Annotated in this window: 14 protein-coding genes and 1 pseudogene; 2 read left to right on the plus strand and 13 right to left on the minus strand. The window is 40.1% G+C overall.

Features of this window, described 5'->3' with window-relative positions; translation table 11 throughout:
• Positions 1-7: 7 nt before the first annotated feature.
• From LNTAR_RS03945 to LNTAR_RS03970, 7 genes and pseudogenes are all read right to left on the minus strand, one after another.
• The gene (locus LNTAR_RS03945) at positions 8-817 is read right to left on the minus strand and encodes a glycosyltransferase family 2 protein (RefSeq protein WP_007277346.1); all 810 of its coding nucleotides are present in this window, start codon (positions 815-817) and stop codon (positions 8-10) included.
• A gap of 726 nt (positions 818-1,543) precedes the next feature.
• A complete protein-coding gene (locus tag LNTAR_RS03950) occupies positions 1,544-2,632 on the minus strand; it encodes an EpsG family protein (RefSeq protein WP_007277347.1) in 1,089 nt (362 codons plus the stop codon).
• A 26-nt stretch (positions 2,633-2,658) separates the two neighbouring features.
• Complete coding sequence (locus LNTAR_RS03955; RefSeq protein WP_007277348.1) at positions 2,659-3,675, minus strand: SDR family oxidoreductase; 1,017 nt, start codon at positions 3,673-3,675, stop codon at positions 2,659-2,661.
• Positions 3,676-3,716: 41 nt separating this feature from the next.
• Positions 3,717-4,103: pseudogene (locus LNTAR_RS28420) on the minus strand (GxxExxY protein).
• 32 nt (positions 4,104-4,135) lie between these two features.
• Positions 4,136-5,437 (minus strand): nucleotide sugar dehydrogenase, encoded by a 1,302-nt coding sequence (locus LNTAR_RS03960; protein WP_007277349.1) that lies wholly within the window; start codon positions 5,435-5,437, stop codon positions 4,136-4,138.
• A 187-nt stretch (positions 5,438-5,624) separates the two neighbouring features.
• Positions 5,625-6,779: a nucleotidyltransferase family protein gene (locus LNTAR_RS03965; RefSeq protein ID WP_007277350.1), complete on the minus strand. Its 1,155-nt coding sequence runs from the start codon at positions 6,777-6,779 to the stop codon at positions 5,625-5,627.
• Positions 6,780-7,047: 268 nt separating this feature from the next.
• Positions 7,048-7,548 (minus strand): WbuC family cupin fold metalloprotein, encoded by a 501-nt coding sequence (locus LNTAR_RS03970; RefSeq protein WP_083799939.1) that lies wholly within the window; start codon positions 7,546-7,548, stop codon positions 7,048-7,050.
• Positions 7,549-8,137: 589 nt separating this feature from the next.
• Here LNTAR_RS03970 and LNTAR_RS03975 point away from each other — a divergent pair.
• Entirely contained in the window at positions 8,138-9,019 is an 882-nt protein-coding gene (locus LNTAR_RS03975) for a universal stress protein (RefSeq protein ID WP_007277352.1), read from the plus strand.
• A gap of 278 nt (positions 9,020-9,297) precedes the next feature.
• Positions 9,298-9,636: a four helix bundle protein gene (locus LNTAR_RS03980; protein WP_007277353.1), complete on the plus strand. Its 339-nt coding sequence runs from the start codon at positions 9,298-9,300 to the stop codon at positions 9,634-9,636.
• A gap of 860 nt (positions 9,637-10,496) precedes the next feature.
• Here the strand turns inward: LNTAR_RS03980 and LNTAR_RS03985 are convergent.
• From LNTAR_RS03985 to LNTAR_RS04010, 6 genes are read right to left on the minus strand one after another with little or no spacing between them, the layout of a single operon-like run.
• On the minus strand, positions 10,497-11,429 hold the full coding sequence (locus LNTAR_RS03985; protein WP_007277354.1) for a hypothetical protein: 933 nt from the start codon (positions 11,427-11,429) through the stop codon (positions 10,497-10,499).
• Between the two features lie 13 nt (positions 11,430-11,442).
• A complete protein-coding gene (locus LNTAR_RS03990) occupies positions 11,443-11,916 on the minus strand; it encodes a hypothetical protein (RefSeq protein ID WP_007277355.1) in 474 nt (157 codons plus the stop codon).
• Positions 11,917-11,921: 5 nt separating this feature from the next.
• Positions 11,922-14,594, minus strand: coding sequence for a hypothetical protein (locus LNTAR_RS03995; protein ID WP_007277356.1), 2,673 nt, complete (start codon positions 14,592-14,594; stop codon positions 11,922-11,924).
• On the minus strand, positions 14,594-15,322 hold the full coding sequence (locus LNTAR_RS04000; RefSeq protein WP_007277357.1) for a PulJ/GspJ family protein: 729 nt from the start codon (positions 15,320-15,322) through the stop codon (positions 14,594-14,596). Before LNTAR_RS04000 ends, LNTAR_RS03995 begins: the two co-directional genes overlap by 1 nt.
• Entirely contained in the window at positions 15,319-16,026 is a 708-nt protein-coding gene (locus LNTAR_RS04005; RefSeq protein WP_040914192.1) for a type IV pilus modification PilV family protein, read from the minus strand. The genes LNTAR_RS04000 and LNTAR_RS04005 overlap by 4 nt, the downstream gene beginning before the upstream one ends.
• A complete protein-coding gene (locus tag LNTAR_RS04010; protein ID WP_157473206.1) occupies positions 16,023-16,595 on the minus strand; it encodes a prepilin-type N-terminal cleavage/methylation domain-containing protein in 573 nt (190 codons plus the stop codon). The genes LNTAR_RS04005 and LNTAR_RS04010 overlap by 4 nt, the downstream gene beginning before the upstream one ends.
• Positions 16,596-17,076: the final 481 nt, after the last annotated feature.

Below are 17,076 nucleotides of genomic sequence, written 5' to 3' on the forward strand. Positions count from 1 at the left end.
ATGATGATTAACGTAATTTTAGTTTGTGGTAAATAAGCATCAAACTATTAGGGATTAGACCAGCTATAAAAGGTTTCAGTATAAAAAAATAGCAGTACCAAGGGAAATTGAGTAGTTGGTATCCGGCAATACGGGTTTTAATACTATTTAACCGTAAAGCAAAGGTTCGGCGTTTCATTCCTGATTCATCTAAACGAACCCGGTATAATATTTCTGAAGTGTTATACCCTACAAATGCCTTTGCAAAAAATTTAAACCATAAGTCAACATCTTCGCAACGTAAAGTACGAGGAAGATCAGTATAATATCCAATAGCTTCATAAGCTTCTTTTTTCATCATGATTGTAGCATGGTTAAAAGTACCACTTTTTAATAGGTCATATTTATTAGGAATTGCTTTTTTAATATCTTTTCCCCAATCACCATTGTTATCAAAGAAACTTATAGCCGAACCAACTAAAGAAAATTCAGTATTTTTTTCTAAAAAGTCGCTTTGTTTTTGCAAACGATCAGGTACAGAAATGTCATCACCATCCATACGAGCGACGTATTTTCCCTGAACGTGTTGTAGACAGTGATTTAGTGCATAGGCTAATTTGGAGTTGCGTTCATTTCTCAAAACTTTGATCTGTTCAGGATATCGTTTGGCATATTCGCAAACTATTTCGTAGGTTTTATCACTCGAACAGTCATCACAGATGATGAATTCAAAATCCTGACATGTTTGGTTAAGAATAGAGTCAATGGCTTCTGCCACGGTATCTTGGCAGTTGTAGACGGCCATAATGACAGAGATTTCAGGTTTTTTATTCATCATTATATATATTGTTGCTTAGTTTTGTCTTTATAAAAGTCATTCTAATCAAAGAAATTTTCATTAATAAATAAAGCCACGGGTATAAAGCTCAAATGAAAAAAACAAAGTGTATGACAATACACAGCCAAATTTAACTATACTTTTAATACTCACAGGAATATAAGATATTAAAAATACTGTTAAAGCTAAATGCATAAAAGGATCAAAGTACATGGCCATGCGTCCGAACATATTAGCCCCGATAAAAAGGGAGATGAACATGAAACACCAGCCGATCAGAGTGGTTGAAAGGCAATATTGAAGTTTGATGGGCAATAGCGACATCATTGCCTATAGTGATGTTTCCTCCGGCATCAAAGTAACAGTTACTGTGAATACTGACATTATTGCCTAGAGATATGTTTTTTATATGAACTAACTCAACACCACTATCAATCCTTACATTATATCCACAATGCTTACACCACGCTCGCAAAATACAATAACGTAAGCCTCTGGCTATATATCCATGCCATGAGATAATAAAGTCATAAAGTACCAATGAAAATCTATAAGGTAATAAGCGCATTAGTTTCACAATTAAGTTTATTGCAATTTGATACTTTTGCAGTTTGTCTCGGTTTCGTTGATTAGTCATTTATACGAATTTAAATATTTTAATAGAGGTGAGAGTTATAATTTTTTTGTTAAACAAGCTTAATTTAAGGAATAAATATCAAGTTGTACCTAATAAATAAAGCCTCGTGAGTAAATCTCATAAGTGAAGAACAAGGTATATGACAATACACAAGAACATTTAACTACACTTTGATTCCTAATAGGAAGATAAGATGTCAAAAATACTGTTAAAGTTAAATGCATGAAAGGATCAAAGTACATGGCCATGCGCCCGAACATATTGGCTCCGATAAAAAGGGAGATGAACATAAAGCACCAGCCAATCAAAGTGAAATTTGAAAAGAGAATGAGTGCTTTATCCTGACTCTGATTGATTTTCTTACGATAGACCCACGTCAATGTTGGAGTGGTACAATAAACAAGGAAGCGTAAAATATTCATTCCTTTACCAGATACCTCGCCATGTTTTTCGTATTTATATCCTAGCTCATTTGTGGTTGAATAGGCTATTTGAATGAATTGTTCAATAAGAAAACCAGACAAAACGGCTCCCAGAATAATTAAGGTTACTTTTTTTGACCAGACTCGGTTACTAAGAAAAAAGGCTCCTAAGAAAAAAATAAGATAGGGGTGGAAAGTGCATCCCAGTAGTATACAAGCAATGAATTTATAGGGGCGCTTGGTTAGATAATAGTGTACTCCAAGTAGGCCTATGCCCATCGCTATGATTTGTTTGATGGCAGCCATTGAAGCAAGAAACGTTCCCGAGGCAATAAAAAGAAATACGGTTAGCCATAACATCTGCGACCAACGCTGATAGAAATAAAAAATTAAGCCAATGGAGGCAAGGGCATAGATAAATAGAAAAACTTGAGGGTTATCACTGATATAAGTTTTGATTAGCGTATTAAGGATATAGAAGCCTGGATTCTCTGATAATTTCCAGTTTGTTTCTAATAGTGCATCCCATCCAGTATCAAGTCGTGAAAATTTTTTAATATACGCATAGGTGTCATTATATCCTTTTCTTAAGCCAATGAAGAGGATTAAAATAGCCTGAATAAGAATGAGTAGGAATTTATTTTTGCGCAGTTTTATGCCCAGAAAAATACCATCTTGGTCAAAAGTAGGAATATTTTTTTGGGCAAAGTATGTTAAAAAAGTGGTACTAAATAAGACGCAGAAAATTGGAATCATTATTTTTAATTAACAGCTCGTAGAGACTAGTTATTGGTTTTTAAATTATTCCAGTACCAATCTACAGAGGCTTGGATGCCCTGATTGAAGTCATGGCTAGGTGAGTAATTGAGGAGTTTTTGAGCTTTTGAAATGTCCGCTTTTGAATGCTTGATGTCACCAGTTCTTTCTGGGCCATAAAATACTTTAGCTTGAGCAATCTGTGGATTAAATTTTGCGAGCAAATGACGAAGAGTTTCAAATAGGCTATTGAGGGTCTCATTCCCCCCACAGGCGGCATTAAAGACTTGGTTAATGGCATCAGGATTTGTCGTTAAGCTAGCCAGTTGATTGAGTTGAATGATATTATCTATATAAGTAAAGTCTCGGCTAGTTAAGCCATCACCATTAATCGTAATTGACTCTCCATTAATGAGCGCAGAGACAAAGGTGGGGATGACTGCGGCATAGGCGCCGTCGGGAGTTTGGCGTCGTCCAAAGACATTAAAATAACGTAGGCCAATCGTCTCGAGCCCATAGGATTTATAAAAAACATCAGCATAGAGTTCGTTGGTATATTTTGTGATGGCGTAGGGGGAAAGGGGTTTGCCAATCGTATGTTCTACTTTGGGAAGTCTAGGATGATCGCCATAAGTTGATGAGCTAGCGGCATAGATAAAGCGTTTGACTTTGGCATCGCGAGCTGCGACCAACATCTTGAGAAAGCCTCCGTTATTGACTTCGTCAGTGGTGACGGGGTCCTTAAGTGAGCGAGGCACGGAGCCGAGTGCAGCTTGATGCAAGACGTAATCTATGTCCTCGCAAGCTTGATGACAGTGGTCTTGCTTGCGAATGTCGCCCCTAATGAGCTCAAAGTTATTTGCAATGGGTCGCTGATTTTCAAAGTCGTAGAGATGAGAAAGATTTTTTTCTTTACCTGTAGAGAAATCATCAAGAACTCTCACTCGATTATTTTGCTTAAGTAAAACATCTACCAAGTTGGAGCCAATAAAACCGGCGCCACCAGTGACGAGGACGTGACTATTTTCGATTGTTCTTTTCATAATTTTTTGTTTAAACCACAGATTTGACAGATTCAGCAGATTTATTTTGTGTAAATAATTCGTTCATATTTAAGTTTTAGATGACTTCCGAAATTGATAAGATAAGCGACTGATAATCCAGTAGCTTTTAGGTAATTGAAAGTTTGTGCACGGTGTTCGTAGTCAAGTTTTTTGACGGCCTTGATTTCAATGATGATTTTATCATAAACAAAAAATTCGGGAATATATTTCTTCTGTAGTTGAGTGCCTTTATAAATTAATTTTATTTCTTTTTGTGCATCAAAGGTGATGGATTGAGAGCTGAATTCGAGTTCGAGACATTCTTGTTAGACCGCTTCTAAAAAACCTGGGCCAATTTCATTGTATACCTCAAAGCATGCTCCTAATATTTTATACCCTTCATCTTTATATAAAAACTCTATGTCAATTTCCCTATCTGTTCCATCTGACTGATCTGTGCTTAAAGTCGTCCATCAATTTGTGTGGGGTCGAGAACACATTTGATATCGTAAATGACGCTATTGTCATGGGTGATAGATTTAATATCGAGGTCTTTGAATTCCTTGTGAGCGACGGCGAGGATGACGGCGTCGTAATCAGAATCGAGTTCTTGGACGAGGTCGACCGCGTATTCATCTTTGACTTCCTGAGCATTGGCCCAAGGGTCGTGTACCGAAACTTTGACATGAAAACTTTGTAATTCTTCAATAACATCGATAACTCGTGAATTGCGAATGTCAGGGCAGTTTTCTTTAAAAGTAATTCCTTTGACGAGGACTTTGGCGCCAGCAATCGTTTGGCCTTTGGCAATCATCAGTTTGATAACGGTATTTGCCACATAAGCACCCATGCCATCGTTGAGGCGACGGCCAGCTAGAATGATTTCGGGTTGGTAGCCCACTTGCTGTGCTTTGTGAGTGAGGTAGTAAGGGTCGACACCAATACAGTGCCCGCCGACTAGCCCAGGGCGGAACGGGAGGAAATTCCATTTGGTTCCTGCGGCTTCGAGTACATCCAAGGTATCGATTCCTATTTTTTCGAAAATGAGGGCAAGCTCGTTGACAAGAGCTATGTTGAGGTCACGCTGTGTATTTTCAATGACTTTTGCGGCTTCAGCAACTTTAATAGAGGGAGCCAAGTGAGTGCCAGCCGTGATGATATTTTGGTAGAGCTTATCAATTTCTTGACCGATTTCGGGCGTGGACCCCGAAGTGACTTTCTTGATGTTTGGTAGTCGGTGAGTCTTATCTCCGGGATTGATGCGTTCGGGTGAGTAGCCGGCGTAGAAAACATCGTTTTCAGTTTTTAGAGCTTGGCTATTAGCTTCTAGGGTTTCAGTGGAAATATATTTTAGACCTGAGAGCTTTTCGATAATGGGGATACAAACTTCTTCGGTAGCCCCTGGGTATACGGTACTTTCGTATATGACAATATCACCTTTTTTTATGACGCTAGCAACAGTTTGTGAAGCTTTCTCTAGAGGGCTTAAGTCGGGCCGTTTGTGTTCGTCTATTGGGGTGGGAACCGTGACGATATAAATTTGTGCGTTTTTGAGTTCTTCAACATCATAAGTAAAGGTAAGTTTGTGCGCTTCTGTAAACTCATGTTCTTCAACTTCTAAGGTGGCGTCATGACCTTTATTGAGTTCTTTAATACGAGCTTGATTGATATCGAAGCCGAGTGTCGTAACTTTTTTCCCGAATTCAATGGCGAGGGGGAGCCCAACATAACCTAGGCCAATAATTGCGATGTTTTTATTCATAATAAGTTTTTTTTTGCTTGGGGGTTGAGATGATTTTGAATTTAAAATTAATTATTCTTTTACTCTACAAAGGGTATTTGAACTTTTTTTTGTTAGCTAGCTATAGTGCATAAAAAAAATGTTTGAAAGCTTAATTTGCTTAAAGAATGATGAAAGTTGTTTTTTGTGAGTTCTTTTTGATTTTGTGTCACCTTTGTCGATAGCCGGTAGCCAGACCCGGGATGAGCGTTAACACTTTGAAGAAAATCAGTATTGGCCTGAAAAGAAAGTATGAATAATAGAGTTGTTTAGGTAATCTGATTTTATCCCATTCACTTGTTTTGTAGAAATATTTCATACACAAGCGTGGCCAATTGTAATAAGGAGTCATCTGAAATCGTAATCTGTGTCTCATTACTTTTAGTTTTATTGCAAATGCAAAGTATTCATGAGAACTAATGTTTGTTATGAAATCTCCCGTAAGTTTGGCGTCCGAAGCTTTAAACGGTAAGGGTACAGAGAGTATATCTTTAGCTAATGCGCAAGTCTCAAAAATGATTTTTTCTAGTTTGCGTTTCTTGGCTAAATTCAACACTTTATCCCAATTAAGAGTATTGTCATGAAGGATTTTTCCTATATCCATTAGCCAATGTAACCTAGCCCAGTAGTGACTTGAGCCATGAACGCACAATTCAATAAAATTCATTTCTGGGTTTAGTACGGTTAAATTTGTGTTGTCAAAGTTAAAAGTGCTATGAAAGTTATTGTCCATGACCTCAGGTGACCTGATTAGAGAACAAACATCAGTTAAAACTTCAATGACAATCCCTTGCTTCACATAGGCTATTTGGTGAGAGAATTTCTTGTGAAAATTAATGCGGTCATTATTGACCCATTTAAATTCTTTACATTTATATCCATTATCTAAAAGTAATTGATGTACTTTTAAACGGTCCTTTTTTTCAATAATTACATCAATATCACCTACTGTTCTTGTCGATATGTCACCCCAAAGTTTTAAAGATAAGATCAGTCCTTTAGTATAAAAATGCCTAATGGTATTTTGCTTTAGTAGACCTGATAGCTCCAATATGATTCTTTTGTGATGTTCTGAATTGAGTTTGTTTGTAATAGCATGATTCTTTAGTATTGGTATTATTTTCACTTGAGTTAAACTATCTTTAAAGACTTCGTAGACCAATGTTTCGACTCGGTGCCTTCTTACTAAAAATAGAAATAGCTTCCAATCAAGAGTATCTGGGATAAAGATTTTTTTTTCTGAAATTTTGGAAGATAAAATATGAAGTAAAAAAGCAAATTCTTCTGACTCTATTTTATAATAAGTGTATTTTTTATTACCCATAAGGATTTGCCTGTAATTTATTAAACTCCTAGCAGTCTGTCGGACTTTGAGCTTCGTAAGGAAAAACGGAGTGAATAAAGTGGTTTTTGTCAGAGATGAGACGAATATTAGACATGTTTAACGAATTTCGGGCATGAACTCGGTGAAATTCAGCTGTTTTACAGTCTGACGGAGAGAAACCCGTCAGGCTGCTAGCTTTATACGAAGGGGTTGAAATAAGTTGTTTGAGACGTAAGTAGATTGATTTACTAGGTAGTAAGTTCAGCGTTTATGATGTAAAACTAGTGCCAACTTGTGCACTTCTATACCACTCACGAATGGCTTGATGCTTACCTTTTTCAGATGGTGCCCACTCAGCAAAATATGTAACTTGCTCTGGATTATAAGGCCCTTGTTTGATTTTCATTATGATAGTAACCGGATCTAATGGAACGATTGAATGCCAAGTTCCTGCGGGGATTTGTATAGCATGTAATTCAGACTTAAGTCCAAGTTCTACTTTTTTAGTTATGCAACTTAGCTCATCAAAAAAGAGTACTGCAGCGCGTCCTTTTACCGCGACTATCATTTCCCATTTCTCTTTTTGTGGGTACATGTGTGGCGGAATATAGCTTTCTTGATCAATGGCAATGCATATTCTTTGAATCGGATCTTCAAAAGAATCATGCAAGTTAAGGTGCGCGCGTTTTCTAGCTGATTTATTTGCAGCGACTTCAAGTTTAATCAAGTCTTCTTTACTAAGCGATTTCCTGTTTCTAAATTTTAGAATTCATCTCTCGTCCATAACTTTCAACTCAGCGCTAAGCGCGTTTCCTTAGCACGAAGTGCGTTTTCTCAGCCTGACCTTACCAAAATTATTTAATCTTTTTTAATTAATTGATGACGACTTCGACGATTTTATAGGGGCTAAAGCTCTGAAAGAAGCATGAGTTTAACCACAGATCATGCAGATTTAACTTTTATACTTAGCAGGGTCTGACCAATGGCGCTTGCGAAGTAGGAAAATAAAATCTGTGGTAGAGGTTTTTGCTTTCATTCAAATCGAGAATTAAAGATTCATAATTATTTTATTTTGTGAAAACTAGGCAGGCTCCGCATGAAAAATGGAGCGGGCATTTTTCATTAACTTTGTGCTTGATGACTACTTGTGACTATAGCTTGTTTTAAATGGCAATGAAATAGGTGGATATTAAAAAAATATGATTATCTAATTCATACTTAAGTTTGTGATTAATCAAAAAGCGCAAATCGCGTAAGGATTAAGGGTATAATTAATTGATAATTATTTTTTGTGAGGGGCATACTTTTTGGAGAGGTGTTTTTTATGTAATAAGTTTAGGTAAATGAGGAGCATGCAAATGAAAAATATAGAAACCATAATTGTTGGCGTTACTTCAAAGAAACAATTCAGTTTAGCTGTGCGAGAAGCGCAAAAGTTAAGTGAACTCTTCGGAGTGCTGATCTACCCCGTACATATCATTGAGCCGCTGAGTGTGAAATTACTCCACCCCACATCTACTGATGAGACAATAGATAAAATGATGATGAAACTGAGTGATGAAATACAGCGACTCTACCCCGATTATGGACATCATAAAATTGAGGCACCACTCATCAGTGTGGGTAATACGGCAAAAGAGCTTGCGCATATCGCAAAAAAAATTGGTAATTCACTCATTGTTGTGGGGCGTCATAGTAGTGGTTTTAGGCATATGCTTGGCAAGAGTCATGCCGAACGCTTAGTGAAATACGCCGAGGGACCCGTGTGGATTCATCCCGATAAAGCTTTTACTGGCATCCCCAAGAAAATTTTATGCCCCGTAGATTTTACCACGTCATGTCAAAAAGCGGCGGCGGAAGCCTTATCTTTTGCGGAACAAACAGGGGCGAAACTCGAGTTTGTGCATGTGCTTCCCGAAGTGATCAATTACTCAGATTTTGATGGCTACCTTAGCACAAATAGTGGGGTGACAGAAATTACCGATGACGTTTTCCGGAAAGAGGCTGAGACGCAGTTCCGTCGCCTCTACAATTTATTGAATATCGATGAAGAACGCCACCCTCAGCACGTGCGTTTCGGTGATCCCTCCGCACAGATTCATATTTTGGCAAAAGAAATGAAAGCGGATTTGATTGTCGTGAGTTCCTCCTCCAATCATAAACTCGAAAAGATGATTACGGGTAGCACAGTACGCCACATCATTCATGATGCTAAAGTTGATGTCCTCGTTGTGAAATAGTTTACGCGCTTCGCGCTGAGTTTACGCGCTTCGCGCTGAGTTTACGCGCTTCGCGCTGAGAATACACGCTAGGTGCTGAGTTTACGCGCTTCGCGCTGAGTTGACGCACTGCGTGCTGAGTTTACGCGCTTCGCGCTGAGTTTACGCGCTTCGCGCTGAGTTGACGCACTGCGTGCTGAGTTTACGCGCTTCGCGCTGAGAATACGCACTGCGTGCTGAGTTGACGCACTACGCGCTGAGTTTACGCGCTATGCGCTGAGTTATTATAGGAGGGGAATATGAATTTTGAAGATTTAGAAATTTGGAAGCGCTCGGTGAAACTGAGTATTGCTATTTACAAGGAGACTCTGAATCTAAAGGATTATGGTTTTAAAGATCAGATTACACGTTCGTCACTCTCAATACCAAGTAATATTGCGGAAGGAATGTTAAGGGACTCTGTTAAAGAGACTCAGCATTTTCTATCTTATTCAAAAGCATCTTGTGCTGAATTACAAACTCAGATCATCATTGGTAAAGAAGTCGGATTCTTAAAGGAGGGATTTTGTCTAAGTTCCTACCAGGAATGTAAAGAGCTTATACAAATGATTTCTTCATTTTCAAAGAAGTTAAATTAGTATACGCACTGCGTGCTGAGTTTACGCGCTTCGCGCTGAGTTTACGCACTGCGTGCTGAGTTTACGCGCTTCGCGCTGAGTTTACGCGCTTCGCGCTGAGTTTACGCGCTTCGCGCTGAGTTTACGCGCTTCGCGCTGAGTTTACGCACTGCGTGCTGAGTTTACGCGCTTCGCGCTGAGTTTACGCGCTTCGCGCTGAGTTTACGCGCTTCGCGCTGAGTTTACGCGCTTCGCGCTGAGTTTACGCGCTTCGCGCTGAGTTTACGCGCTTCGCGCTGAGTTTACGCACTAGGTACTGAGTTTACGCACTAGGTACTGAGTTTACGCGCTAGGTGCTGAGTTTACGCGCTTCGTGCTGAGTTTACGCGCTAGGTGCTGAGAATACGCGCTTCGCGCTGAGTTATTATTTTAGCTTAGAAGCTTCGCTTCGTTCACTCAGCGAAGCGTCAACTCAGACCTCCGGTCGTCAACTCAGACCTCCGGTCGTCAACTGAGACCTCCGGTCGTCACCTCAGGGACTTGTTCCGTTAACTTAGAAGCTACGCTTCGTCAACTCAGAGGCTCTGCCTCGTAAACTCAGGAACTTGTTCCGTCCACTCAGCGAAGCGTCAACTCAGACCTCCGGTCGTCAACTCAGACCTCCGGTCGTCCACTCAGACCTCCGGTCGTCACCTCAGGAACTTGTTCCGTTAACTTAGAAGCTACGCTTCGTCAACTCAGAGGCTCTGCCTCGTAAACTCAGGAACTTGTTCCGTTAACTTAGAAGCTACGCTTCGTCAACTCAGAGGCTCTGCCTCGTAAACTCAGGAACTTGTTCCGTCCACTCAGCGTAGCGTAAACTCAGGCCGAAGGCCGTCAACTTATTTCCTAAGAAGTTGCTTAAGCTCTTCATGAATCCTGGGAGTTTTTGGCTCAATGCCACACATGAGCTGGGCGAAGTTATCGGAAATGGTTTCTTCGGGGTGGATGATGTAATGGGTATTGTTGCCGACTTGCTGGAAGAGTGAAGTGGCGATGTCTTCGACGGGGATAATGTTTTCGATAGTAGTTTTTGTCGTGAGGTCAATTTTGACGAAGCCCAATTGCATATGGCGGAAGACGACGTTTTGATCGACTTCTTTGAGGGACTTAATTTTGAGATGTAGAAAAGGGATGGCAGGGAACTTCTTGCCTGATTTATCTGTGAGCACGATGTAGTGTTCGTAGATGGGGGCATCGGGATTGGTGATGCGAATGCGTTTTAAGTTTGCGGCTTCCGCAATCTTGCCACAGTAGTGAAAGCCAATGATTTTGTAGAGTTCGGTGCTCAAATCAGGATTGTAGCGACTGAGGATATGAAAGAGTTCGTGGGCAAGTAATTCTTTCATTTGGGCGACATTTTTTTTAAGGCTAAAGTCGGGGAAGACAATGAAGTTCTTGCGGGTGTAGGGGGCGCCTTCCTCATTACCATTGGTCTTCAAATAATAGATTTTCTTGGGAAAATTGAGCTGATAATCCCGAAAAGTGATTTCGAGTTCTTGGGAGGCTTGATTGAGTAGGGTGATTTCCTTTTCAGTGAAATCGAGGATGGATTCTTGCGCTCGGCGCAAATAATCAGCCTGGGTAACGGGTTCTTGGCTATTGAGTCGTTGGGCGCGCTCGAGTCTTTGCTGAAGTTTGACGTAGTCATCGACTTGGCCAATGATCTCTTGAGCTTTTGCGCCCTGCGCAAAATCAAAAAGACAGCTTGAAGTCAAGCTGCCTTGGGGCCATGCACTCAAGCATAGAAAGAAAAAACATAAAAGTTTAGTCATTTATGAGGGTGTGTTATTTTTTTTTAATTAAGTGATTTAATGATTCACTTTCTAGATTCGGAAATCTTTCACCTGTTTCGGTTTGATACGCATCTTTAAGTTTTGCTAAGATTTCTTCATGTTTATCGACGTTCTTATAGTTTTTATTGAGCTTCTCCTCAAGGTGCTTTTTGAAAGTTGTAGTATAAACAATGATTATTTTTTGAGCTTTTATGTTTTTAAGTATCGTATCATACTCTGCTTTACGTGCTTTGTATGATTTTGAATTTTTACTTAACTTGGCCAATCCAGCTTCATATCGTTTTTTTTCTTTTTCCAAATTAGATAATTCTTTTTTGGCTTTTGGTACATATTTTTTTTCAAGAAGTTTGAGGCTAAGGATTTCAACATTGTGTTGATTGAATTCATTCCCTTTCTTCTTGGCCTTTTTTTCTTGGGCATTTAGGATGATCGAAAAACTTATTAGAATATAAAAAAATATTTTCATGGTTTTTACCTTAAAATTCTTACACGGTAGCGATCATCGCTAGGGTCGTGAGGGGTTGCAGATGAGTCTGAGCTATCTTTGGCATCGTCAATGAGCTCTCTTAGTAAATATTGCTGAGTACAAGGGATACCTGTGGCTCTGGTTCCGTCATCTGCTGAAGTAGATGTGGCATCAACAGCTAAAGAAGCGATATAGTAGTTGCGATTAACACTTACGAAACGACGTGTGTTACAGAGGAGGACTTCGGCTTCTCTGTCATTGAGATTTGTCGCTTTTTTAAAAGGAATGCCATAACTTGGAGGGTTGTTTTTTAAATTTTTGAACCAAAGCGGATCAAAATATCCGATGCTAGGAAAGTCGTCCCCGCCTCCATGGTAAGGTAAGTTTGTGCGGCTTGAGTTAATGCCTGGAAATTGTGATATTAGTTGCATTATATCAGAGTCTAAGATGGTAGTTCCCGAAACACCGACTCTATCCGTGTTTGATCCGGGATGATCAGCTGATATACCATAAAATAAAGCTTTTAGTACTGAGGGATGGTTAGTGTTGGGGTTGATTCGTCCCTGATTCGGAGTGGTTTCTTCTAAATCACCAGTAGTTGAATTAGTTCCAACAGAGACATAGTCTAAAATCGATCTATCACCTCCATTGCTTAGACTTTCAAATGTTTTCGCTGAGTTGTAAAGGAATTCTCCGTTGCTATTGGTGTAGTTTCCAATTTTTTCAGGTGTTTCAGTATTGAATTCAATAAGGTTGAGTGTTTGGTAGGGGACACCGCGATGGATGTAGCCTAGTTCGTGAAGGTTTAAAATGACATTGTTGCGGATATAATTTGTTGATAAATCTTTTGGGTCTGTAGCATCCTCTCTATCCATGTTACCTGATGGGATGTATGTTGTATTGATGAATGATGGCCCCGTCATTGTATTGGTTGCAAGTGTTGCAAATGTTGTTGCTCCCGTAGTGGTTGACCATTGATTTGGGTCGTGATTTAATTTGGGTTCAGCACACTGGAAAGCTAGATAACGAGGTGCCGTGTTTATTGTCGCCTGAGTATATTCTCCAGAACCGTTATCTATTTGTGCAACATCCCAAGTATCACCAGTTGAACCAGTAAAAGTAATTGGGCTAATGTTGCTTATTGTAAAGTTTTTTACCTGTGTGTAGATTGCATTTATATCTGTGTAAAAATATGATTGGTCGAGAGAAGGCGATATAGATGATGATGTGGTGTTGATGTATGAGGGCGTGCTAAAAGAGTTTCCGCTTGTATCTATGGTAAAAGTGTGTGTCGCAGTTGATACATCTTTATGATTCCCTTTCCAACCATCCCATAGTGTGTATGAAATGTCTGCTGTAAAGGTGATTGTACCACCAGTGATGCTTGGACTGATAGTGTACATGTTTAATAATTCAGTAACGACATCTGCTGTAAATGTATGTGTAATTTCTCCAGATGAATGAGACCAAGAAAAAGATAGATCAAACTGTAACTCATTGATAACGGGTACTTTCTCATTTCCCATATAGGTAAGTGTTGCTCGGTTCGATCCGTCATAATCTGTTGACGGGGTATCGTCAGCATCAATATAATCTATAAGGTTAGCGGCAATTTGTAAACGTTGTGTTTCTGGTACGGTAGATGTTGCATCAGAGAGGTAGATTATTGGTTTGCTTCCCGAATTACCTGCGATAACCTCGGGGGTTATGGTGTTGTCAGTATATATTTCACTTAAATCAAATAAAGTGATAGGAGATTCAGTAGAATGCATGGTTAATGATTTGTCTGTTTTTTCAAGGACATCTGATTCATTCAGCATCTCAAAGGTATACTTACTGGCCAGAGGGAAAAAGCTGAAATAAGCACTGTCATCAAATGAACCAGAGTCGGCATCACGGAGTGCGTCTTGAAATGTAGGTAAGGCACTTGTTGAATTTAAACTAACAGCTGCTCGAGCTAAGCCATTTGTGATAAAGTTAGATACGCTAACTTCAGATATATTTTCTCCATTCGCCTTGAGTGCTGTCAAGCTAGTTCCAGATGTAGCTGTATCAACGTGGCTTGGATCAAGCCGTCCAGACATGCCTATGAGAGCCCACGTAGAAATGGCGTAGACTTGGTTGTTTTCATCAATGTGTTCTTGCCAACCTAGGGCCCCATTGGTAGGGTCGTTGGGCGAAGTGAATACATCCGGATCTATGTAGGAAGCCGCATCAATGTTGTCAGCGTTTGCATCATAGACAGTGAAAAGGATTTCGTCTGCTTTGACATAGTGTAATGGATCTGTTGATTCGATTCCCCATGCAGCATAATGAATGTCTGTTGTCGTATCTGGCTTTTGGAGAGTACTATCGCTACTGTCGTTAATAGTGGAGGCTCCATAGAATTTGGAGGGTGCTCCTTCGGGCATGGATGCTGCATAATAATCTGAAGCCGCACCTGAATATTCGCCTTCAACGTCAAATCCACCTTTGAGAGCTAGGCGAATTTGATAGATTAAAACATCCTCAATGTCCTTGTTAACTTTGAAATCTTTTTGGTATTCGGCAGCTCGGCGAATATTGCTCATATAGGCGGAAAAACCCATGCCGAGAACTAAAAATACAGCCATCATCATAAGAGAGAACATGATAGCAATGCCTGAGTTTTTTTCTTTAAGATTAAGTAGTTTTTTCATTAGTCGTTATATCCCAGTATAAATTGTTGAGTTATAGTACGGCGATTTTTGTCTTCCAAGCCAGTAATCCCAATGACATCTTTATCATTTAAGGCCATTTGTATCGTGACGGAATCGGGCTTTGTCGTTAATGCGCTTCCTGACGAGGGTACATTGCTATAACGAAGGTTACTGAAATTGCTGTTGCTAGTTAGAACTGAAGCCGTAAAAGTTTTAAAATTTCCTGCTTCATAAAAAACTAAATCAAAGGCCTCTACACCCTCTAATATGAGTGCCCCATTAGTACTGGTTTCTATGTTATTAAAATTGGCTATTTTATCTGAGCCATCTAGAGTTATGGCGCCATAGGTAGTTTCAAAATCACTCACACTTTCAACATAGCGAAATATTTCTTTAGTACTAAAATCATAGATATAGCTAACTAGTATGGGGACTGTAGAATCAACACTAGTGTTTTCGTCGTAGCCTTCGCTAATAAATCGTAAGTATGTTTTTCCTGAGCGATTTGTATGGTATTCGAAAGGGCTGTCAGTTCCGTTGACGGATAAACCTTTTAGATCTTGTTGCAGCAATGATGAAATAATACTCGCTTCGTAAAGTTTAGTGGCGCGGTTATTCTCTCTGCCGAGTAGATCAGTTGAAATACTAAAAAAGTTCATGAGAAGTAGCATCATAAAGGCAAAAATACCCATGGCGACAAGGAGTTCTATGAGGGTATATTTTTTCATGGTTTTTTACTCACAATTTTTGTCGTTTTATAAAAATTGCCCATGGCAATACGTCTTTGGTATTGCATTTGAGGTGGCCAAGAGATTTCAATAGTAAAGATTATATCTTCGTCCCCAGCTTCTGGCTCAAGTGCAGTTTCGACTGTGCCCGATGTTGTTGCTAATTCAGTTTCTCCGTACCAAACGCGTACGCCATATTCAGCTTCTGTTACACCGTCAGCTGCGAGGCCTTTGTAGTAACCTCCAAACAAATCAGGGTAAGTCGCGGAGCCTGTACCATATAGAGTGAACTGGCTAAGGAATGGATCATTTGCGATATTTGCGTTAATGCCAGAAAATGTTGAAGAGGGAAAGCCAGATTGTAAGTTAAGGACTTTAAAGCTACTTGGGTCTGCTATGTTTGTGGATCCTGTTATTGCTACATTTATATCATGGTGGGCAGCACTATACTGTATGTCGACATCGCAAGTGTCCCAGTAATTGTCCCAGTTTGTGCCACTTTCATCACCGTTAAGTAAGTGAGTTAAAATGGTGCCAAAACCATCGGCAACTATCGGGGCATAAGTGGCGTGTTCGGTATCTTCAGAGTTTTGAAGGCCTGCAGGCAGGAGGCCGACAAGAGTAAACATGGCAATGGTCAGTATGCCAAGAGCAATGATGACTTCGACCATGGTGAAAGAGTGTTTTTTACTGTGCGTTCTCAAAATGACACCATGCCAGTAAATTTATTAACGTAGATACGCATGTCGCCCTTGATGTAGTTTCCGCCACTGTCATAGCCACGTCTGTCGTAAATGTTGATGCTGTACTTGCCGGAATTAGTCCCGAACGACGTAGAGTTAACTCCACCATTGGGATGAAAGCTAATATAGGTGGTAGTAAGGGCGTTAGGGTCGGAAGTTTCTATATCATTTTCATGAAAAGTTGAAGACCCTTTGTTTAGGTAAATAGTAGTTGAGCCGGGGATAGTTTTTTGTGAATCAAGTGTTAATAAAGCACTGTCAGTATATATGGCAATGGGTTGTACCTCAACAAAGGATTTGTTGAGTTGTGCTTGTGTGACACGGAGAACAGTATACTTTCTTTTGGATAGGGCATAGGAGCGTGCTTTGTTGATGGCGCCGGAGATTTCGCGAGTCGCTGAGTTGACGGGGTCGGGCTTCATGGCGGCGCCGACAATGGCGATGAGCATCGACATGATGGCAATTACTGCCAGCAGCTCGATAAGGGAAAAATTCTTTTTAAAACTTTTTGTGGACATAGAGATTCTCATTTAATATATACGATCAGAACTATCTAAAATATATGATTAAAGCTCTAGGCAAGCAAGTTGTGAGTGATGAGTGCTCTTGCTTGGAGAGCTGAGAAAATGCCGAAAAACTTACATTTCCAAATTAAAATGGTCATTTGAAAAATAATTAAGGGGGTGTTACGACCTTTGGCCTAAGTTGACGGAACGGAGTTCCTGAGTTTACGCGCTTCGCGCTGAGTTTACGCGCTTCGCGCTGAGTTTGCGCACTTCGTGCTGAGAATACGCGCTTCGCGCTGAGTTTGCGCACTTCGTGCTGAGAATACGCGCTTCGTGCTGAGAATACGCACTTCGTGCTGAGAATACGCGCTTCGCGCTGAGTTGACGCGCTTCGTGCTGAGAATACGCACTTCGTGCTGAGAATACGCACTTCGTGCTGAGAATACGCACTTCGTGCTGAGAATACGCACTTCGTGCTGAGAATACGCACTTCGTGCTGAGAATA

It is taken from the genome of Lentisphaera araneosa HTCC2155, assembly GCF_000170755.1.
Taxonomy (GTDB): Bacteria; Verrucomicrobiota; Lentisphaeria; order Lentisphaerales; family Lentisphaeraceae; genus Lentisphaera; species Lentisphaera araneosa.